Below are 7,341 nucleotides of genomic sequence, written 5' to 3' on the forward strand. Positions count from 1 at the left end.
TCGATCCCGGATTCTCCCGGCTCCGATAATCGTGCTGAGCGTTGTTGCGCTCAGTGTCTCCCTGCAGCCGACACAGTTCGACGAGATGCGACCGGAGTTCGACGGGACTGCCGAAGGGGATCATCGGACCCGGGGACACGTTCCTGTAGTACACCAGCCCGAGCTGGATGATGTGGAACTTCCAGGTCGCCGGCCTGCTGGTCGGTGCCACGATCGTCAGCTACGACGGCAGTCCTGAATGCCCCGACCCGGACTCGTTGTGGGCGCTGGCCGCCCGGCACCGGGTCACCGTGCTCGGTACCAGTCCCGGGTCGTGCTGGCCTGTTCGAAGGCCGGTGCCGTCCCACGCCGCGACCACGACCTGAGCGCGCTCCGCGCTGTCGGGATCACCGGGTCGACACTGCCGGCGTCGTCGTCGATATGGTTGGCGCACCACGTGGGTGAGTCGGTCCCGGTCTTCTCGATCGCCGGAGACGCCGACGCCGTGTCGGCTTTCATCGGAGGCGCCCGCACGGTGCCGGTGTGGCCCGGCGAGTTGTCCGTTCCTTGCCTCGGCGTCGCGCTCGATGCGGACGCTGCCCCAGGATCGTCTTGATCCTGCCCGAGATCGTCGAGGCGCTCGTCATCGGGGCGGAGCAGCCGGATGGTGGGTACTGGATGCCGCTGCTCGTCGTTCTCGCGGATGGGGCGGTGCTCGACGCCGAACTCGAGGATCGCATCAAGTCCGTCATCCGGAAACAGACATCGCCGCGGCACGTCCCGGACGAGGTCATCGCGGCACCCGGGGTCCCGCACACCCGCACGGGGAAGAAGCTCGAGGTCCCAATCAAGCGGATGCTCCAGGGCGCAGATGCCGCGCGGATCATGGTTCAGAGTGCGATCGACGCCCCCGGAACTCATCGATTGGTACCTCGCCCAGAAGCGGTGACGGTCGCTGACAAGGCGTTGCGGTGCGCACCGCAACGAAAATCGCGAACTTCGCAAAAACCTGCACTCCGGTGCCATACGCTGCTGCCGAGGTCGAGCGGGAGTGATGGAGGTCACTCCCGGGATTTACGAGATGCAGCCGTCTACTTGCGAAGGACCCCCCGTGAACCTGAAGAGAATTACCCCCGCGATCGCCGCGCTCGTGACCCTCGGACTACTGGCTTCGGGCTGCAGTAGCGACAGTGAGGCGGACCCGGCTGCGAACGCCGCCACCGGGACACCGATCAAGGTCGGTCAGATCATTCCCATCGAGGCGCCGGGCCTCGCATCCGTCAACTCGGCGGAGGGTGCGATCGCCTCGGTCGACGCGTTCAATGCCCGCGGCGGCGTGAACGGACGCCCGCTCGAGCTGGTGCAGTGCGACTCCATGGGGGATCCCAACAAGGAGGTCGACTGCGCGAACAAGATGATCACGGAGGGTGTCGTCGCGACGATCGCGGACTTCACGCCCGCCAACAACGATGGGACGTCCCAGGTCCTGCAGAACGCGGGTATCCCGCGAATCGGGTTGAACCCGCTGAACATCTCGGACTTCTCCGCCACGAACGTGTTCACCCCGTTCTCCGGCTCGCTGCTCAACCTGTACGGGATGATCGACATCCTGGTGGCCGACGGCAAAACGAAGCTCACCCTCATGCGCCCCGACGTCCCGGTTGCCGCGATGTTGATCCAGCTGCTCGGCCCGGCCGTGCAGGCGAAGGGCGCCGAGATCGTCAACGAGGTTGCGGTGGGCGCGGGCGCGACCGACTACACCCAGTTCATCGCCGCCGCCGAGCGCAACGGAGCACAGGGCGTGATCATGGCGCTGGGCCCGACCGAGGCCAACCCGATCGCCCAGTCGTTCGAGCAGCTCGGGTCGAAGCTGAGCTTCGCGCTGGGATCGGTCGGGTTCTCCCAGGCTGACCTGCAGGACCTGGGGACCTTCGCCACCTCCTCGAAGTACACCGGCGTGGTTCCCGCGCCCTCGTCGAGCACAGACGACTTCCCGGGACTGAAGGAGTTCCTGGCGGATATGGAGAAGTCCGGCAAGAAGGAGCTCGAGCTGGAGAACCTCACCGGCGACGAGATGAACCCGTGGCTGGCGGTGCGCGCGTTCGGTGAGGTCGCGAACGGGCTGACGGACATCAACAAGAGCACGGTTCAGATGGGATTCGAGAACGCCAAGGACCTCGACATGGCCGGCCTGGTCCCGGCCTGGACACCGGGTGCGGTCGAGCCGTTCGGGATTTTCCAGCGCGTCTCGAACACGATGATGTACCGGATGACGTTCGACGGCGACGTGGTGGTCACCGATCCGACGCAATACGACCTGCGCACCTCCTGACCCCGAGCACACTTCACCCTGGAGATTGACGAATGACTGAGTTACTGCAGTTCGCGATCCTGGGCCTGGGAGCAGGCTCCGCCTACGCGCTCCTTGCGCACGGCATCGTGCTGGTCTACCGCGGCTCCGGGGTGGTGAACTTCGCGCAGGGCGCGATAGCCATGGTGGCCGCCTATGTGTGTCTGGAAACCTTGCAGCGCGAACATGATTGGGCCTTGCTGCCAGCCTTTGTGGTGGCGGTCGTGGTGGCCGGACTGATCGGACTGGCGTTCCAGCTGCTGGTGTTGCGCTGGCTGATGAACGCTGCGCCGATCGTCCGGCTGGCCGCCACTCTCGGCCTGATGGTGCTCCTGCAGGCGGGGGTGCAGCAGTACTACGGGGCCAAGTCGATCCGGGTGCGAGCCTTCCTGCCCGACGACGCCTATCACTGGGGAAGCATTGTGGTGCAGCAGGATCGGCTGATCCTGCTGGGGATCGCGGTGGGAATGACTGCCGTGCTCTGGGGGCTGGCCCGGTTCACCCGGGTCGGCCTCGCCATCACCGCGGCGGCCGAGAACGAGCGCGCCGCCGCGGCACTCGGTTGGTCGCCCCAGCGGCTGGCCGCGCTGACGTGGACCGTCGGTGGTGCACTCGCCGGCACCGCCGGCATCCTGGTGGCACCGTTGACGGGACTCACGCCGTCGGCGTTCGTCGTGATCGTCACCGTCTCGGCGCTGGCCGCTGCACTGCTCGGCAACTTCCGCTCGTTCCCGCTCACCCTGCTCGGCGGGCTGTTGCTCGGCGTGGGTGAGAGCGTGGTCGTCCTGTATCAGGATGACCTGCGGAATCTGCTCGGGATGGAGACACTCACCGGCATCAACCGGGCGGTGCCGTTCCTGGTCATCCTCATCGTGCTGGTGGTGCGGGGGAAGGGGCTGCCGCTGCGCAGCCACGTCTCGGAGCGGCTGCCTCGGCTCGGCTCCGGTGAGATCCGTTGGGTGGGTATCGTTCTCGCCGTCGTCGCCGCGGGCGTCGTCATCGCGATCGGCGGCGATTGGCTGCGGTCACTGACGCTGACCCTGGCTGCCGCGGTCTTCCTGCTGTCGATCGTGGTGCTGACCGGTTTCGCCGGTCAGCTCTCGCTTGCGCAGTACACCGTCGGCGGGTTGGGCGCGCTGTTCGCCGCGCGACTCGTCGGCCAGGCCGGCTGGCCGTTGCTTCCGGCGGCGATAGTCAGCGTGGTCGCCGTCGTCGCATTCGGCGTGGTGTTCGCGCTGCCCGCGCTGCGGACACGGGGCGTGAACCTCGCGGTGGTCACCCTGGGGCTCGGGTTCACGGTCCAGGAGATGGTGTTCAACAACCCGACCCTGACCGGCGACAAGCTCGAGGGTTCGGTCAAGATCTCCGAGCTGAACCTGTTCGGGCTGGAGGTGACGGCTTCCCGATACCCCGAACGGTGGGCACTGCTGTGTCTCGTCGCACTGATCGTGTGCGGCCTGATGGTGGCGAACCTGCGTCGCTCGCGTACCGGCCGGCGGCTCATCGCGGTGCGCACCAACGAGCGGGCCGCGGCCTCGCTCGGGATCAGCGTGTTCGCGGTCAAGATCTATGCCTTCGCTCTCGCAGCGGGGTTGGCCGCCGTGGCGGGAATTCTTCTCGGCCTGCGCAATACCGCAGTCACTTACCTCGAATTCAACGTGTTCGCCTCGATCAACGCGGTGGTCCAGTCGGTGATCGGCGGGCTCGGGTTCGTGGTGGGCAGCGTCATCGGCGCACTGATGGCGCCCGGGGCGCTCGTCAGTCGCCTGGTGGACGGTTTGGCCATCGCCAGCCTGCTCGCCGGAGTGATCCTCATCGTCACCCTGCTCACCAACCAGAACGGAATCGCCGACGTGGTCTCCCGTCAACTCCGGGCGATCGGCAGGCTCCCCGGGCTTGCCGCGTTGCGTCCGCGGGACACGCGGCGGGTTCACGAACTCTCGGACGAACTGCCGTCCAGCACCGTCGCACCGACGCCGCTGTCGGTTCGCGGGCTGACGGTGCGGTTCGGCGGCGTCACCGCCGTGGACGGGGTCGACCTCGACGTCGCGCCCGGACAGGTTGTGGGTCTGATCGGGCCGAACGGGGCCGGCAAGACCACCGTGATCGACGCGATCACCGGATTCGTCAGTCCCGCGGCGGGACAGTTGACGCTGGGGGACCACGACATCACCGGCTGGTCGACCGCGCGGCGGTCCAAGGGCGGACTCCGTCGTTCCTTCCAGTCGCTGGAACTGTTCGAGGACGTCACGGTCGGCGAGAACATCCACGCAGGTGCCGACGAGTCCACCTGGAGTACCTGGTTCACCGATCTGATCCGCCCCGGCCGCCATCCGCTCTCACCCAGTGCGTCGACCGTCGTGCGGGACTTCGAACTCGAGGACGACTTGGGCGCACTGCCGGGTGAACTGTCGTACGGTCGGCGCCGGCTGGTGGGTATCGCCAGGGCCGTCGCGTCCGCCCCGTCCGTCATCCTGCTCGACGAGCCTGCGGCCGGTCTGGACGACGCCGAGAGCCGTGAGCTCGCGGTGGCCATCCGGCATCTGGCGGTGCAGCGCGGGGCGGGGGTGCTGCTCGTCGAGCACGACATGGGTCTGGTGATGTCCACCTGTGACCGGATCGTGGTGCTCGAGGCAGGCCGGGTGATCGCCGCCGGCACGCCGGACGAGATCTCTGCCAGCGCGGCGGTCCGCGATGCATACCTGGGTACCGACGACGAGACGGAGGCGGCGCGATGACCATGACCACCACGAGCGAGAAGACCGTGGCGTCCGACACGGTGCTGGAATGCCGAGGCTTGAGTGCGGGCTACGCCGGCGCCGTGGTCTGCCGCGACCTCGACATCACCGTGCGCTCGGGCGAGGTCGTGGCGCTCATCGGCGCCAACGGGGCGGGCAAGTCCACGACGATGTTGACGGTGGCCGGGGAGCTGGAGCCGATCTCGGGCTCACTGTCCGTGCTCGGCTCGGACCGGCGCGCATCGTTGTCGACACTGGCGCGGCGTGGGCTGAGCTACGTCACCGAGGAGCGATCGGTGATCATGGGCCTGACCGCCGCCGAGAACCTCCGGCTGGCAGGCGTCTCGGCCGACGACGCGTGTGCCGTGTTCCCGGAGCTACGGGCGCTGCTCCGGCGGCCCGCCGGACTGATGTCCGGTGGCGAGCAGCAGATGCTCACTCTGGCCCGGGCGTTGGCACGGAACCCCAAACTGCTGCTGGCGGACGAGCTGTCGCTGGGCCTGGCGCCGCAGATCGTGCAACGCCTGCTCGCGGTGGTGCGGTCCGCGGCCGACGAACGCGGTGTCGGTGTCCTGCTGGTCGAACAGCACGTCCGCCAGGTGTTGACCGTCGCGGACAGGGTGTATGTGATGCGGCGCGGCCGGATGATGCTGGAGGGGACGGCCGCCGAGATCGGCGCCGATCTGGACGCGGTGCAGCGTGCCTACCTGTCGGCTGCGGGAGACACCGGTAGCGCCGGTACCGGCCAATTCGGTTAACAGTTGTACCCTTGGTCGTTCGTCGGGCCTGCCCAGGCGGGCTTCGATCCAACGGAGTGAAGGGGCGTCGTGGCAGCCGGAGCGAAATCGTCGGTGGTTCGGGTACCGAAGGCTGGTGAGTTGGTCGCTGCGAACTTGCGTCGGCGCATCATCACCGGCGAGCTCGGCGCCGGGGACCCGCTACCGAACGAATCGGTCCTGATGGAGCAGTTCGGGGTGTCCCGTCCCACGCTGCGTGAGGCGTTCCGGATCCTCGAGTCGGAGTCGATCATCACGGTGCTCCGCGGTGCGCGCGGCGGCGCCCGGGTCATGGCGCCGGATCCGTCGGTCGCGGCCCGCTACACCGGCCTGCTGCTGCAGTACAAGGGGACGCCGCTGGTCGACGTCTACCGTGCCCGTGCGTCGCTCGAGGTGTCCGCGGTCGGCGTGCTGGCCGGGCCCGGTCACGCCGAGCAACTGGACAAGCTCGCGGAGTCGATCGCGCGGGGCGCCGATCTGGTCGGTGACGCGGCCGCGTTCGCGCACCACGACGTCCAGCTGCACCAGAGCCTGGTCGACCTGGCCGGCAACGAGACCCTCTCGGTGCTCGCCGGCATGCTCGCGCACATCATCGACGCCCACAATGCGCTCTTCATCGCCTCGCACGGCGACGAGCACGACCGGCCCGCGGCCCGCGCCGCGCAGCGCGCCTACACGAAACTGCTGGCCTACCTGCGCAGCGGAGACGCGGTCGAGGCCCAGAGCTTCTGGCAGAAGAATCTCGACGGGATCGAGAAGTACATGGTGGGGGACTCGGAGACGACGCTGGTCGAGATCCTCTCCTGAGGGAATCTCGCCGCGGACCCGGGCAGACACCGGTCGACGGGCGTACTGTGCGGTCCGTGAGCAGTCTGCGTGACGAGAAGGTCCGGGAGTTCCTCACGCACGGAACCCGGACGGGCAAGCTCGGCTTCCTCGCCGGCGACGGTCGACCACTCGTGGCGCCGGTCTGGTTCGTGGTCGAGGGCGACGAGGTGCTGTTCAACACGGGCGCGTCGACGGCGAAGGGGAGGTACCTCGCGCGCGATCCCCGCGTGGTGCTGTGCGTCGATCTCGAGGAACCCCCGTACGCCTTCGTGCAGATTCAGGGCGACGCGGTGCTGTCCACGGATCCCGACGAGCTGCTGCGGGTGGCGACCGAGATCGGACGCCGGTACATGGGGGACGAGCGGGCGGAGGAGTTCGGCCGCCGCAACGGCGTCCCCGGTGAGCTCGTCGTGCGGGTGCGCCCGACCAAGGTGATCGCGGCCCTGGACGTCACCGGCTGACGGTCCGCCGGACCGGCCGGAAATGGGTTCTCGCGGGGCGACCCTGTAGATTGTTGCGGGTGCTCAGCCCAGGAAAACCGGTGATCGACCGCCGCACGTGACCCCCTCGGACAGACCGGGGCGCGGCGAGTGTGTTCGATCACGGTCCTCGTGGTTGACCGACTCTCCTTCAACTCGGTGACCGGCGTCCGCCGGTGCTGCCTGCTGTA

Annotated in this window: 5 protein-coding genes and 1 pseudogene; all 6 read left to right on the forward strand. The window is 68.0% G+C overall.

What is annotated here, in order from left to right; translation table 11 throughout:
• Positions 1–98 precede the first annotated feature (98 nt).
• Positions 99–928 (forward strand): annotated as a pseudogene (locus tag ABI214_RS20015) (AMP-binding protein); the annotation flags it as partial.
• Between the two features lie 162 nt (positions 929–1,090).
• Complete coding sequence (locus ABI214_RS20020; protein ID WP_348604237.1) at positions 1,091–2,311, forward strand: ABC transporter substrate-binding protein; 1,221 nt, start codon at positions 1,091–1,093, stop codon at positions 2,309–2,311.
• Between the two features lie 32 nt (positions 2,312–2,343).
• The gene (locus ABI214_RS20025) at positions 2,344–5,067 is read left to right on the forward strand and encodes a branched-chain amino acid ABC transporter permease/ATP-binding protein (protein ID WP_348604238.1); all 2,724 of its coding nucleotides are present in this window, start codon (positions 2,344–2,346) and stop codon (positions 5,065–5,067) included.
• Positions 5,064–5,825 carry an ABC transporter ATP-binding protein gene (locus tag ABI214_RS20030; RefSeq protein WP_348604239.1) on the forward strand — a complete coding sequence of 254 codons (762 nt, stop codon included), beginning with the start codon at positions 5,064–5,066 and terminating at the stop codon, positions 5,823–5,825. The genes ABI214_RS20025 and ABI214_RS20030 overlap by 4 nt, the downstream gene beginning before the upstream one ends.
• Positions 5,826–5,894: 69 nt before the next feature.
• Positions 5,895–6,650, forward strand: a complete 756-nt coding sequence (locus tag ABI214_RS20035; protein ID WP_348604240.1) for a FadR/GntR family transcriptional regulator — start codon at positions 5,895–5,897, stop codon at positions 6,648–6,650.
• 56 nt (positions 6,651–6,706) lie between these two features.
• The gene (locus tag ABI214_RS20040) at positions 6,707–7,132 is read left to right on the forward strand and encodes a PPOX class F420-dependent oxidoreductase (RefSeq protein ID WP_348604241.1); all 426 of its coding nucleotides are present in this window, start codon (positions 6,707–6,709) and stop codon (positions 7,130–7,132) included.
• Positions 7,133–7,341 lie beyond the last annotated feature (209 nt).

The organism is Prescottella soli (assembly GCF_040024445.1).
GTDB lineage: Bacteria > Actinomycetota > Actinomycetes > Mycobacteriales > Mycobacteriaceae > Prescottella > Prescottella soli.

Coding starts and splice junctions, on each gene's coding strand:
- ABI214_RS20025 (WP_348604238.1), top strand. CDS start 2,344: ATGACTGAGTTACTGCAGTTCGCGATCCTGGGCCTGGGAGCAGGCTCC.
- ABI214_RS20030 (WP_348604239.1), top strand. CDS start 5,064: ATGACCATGACCACCACGAGCGAGAAGACCGTGGCGTCCGACACGGTG.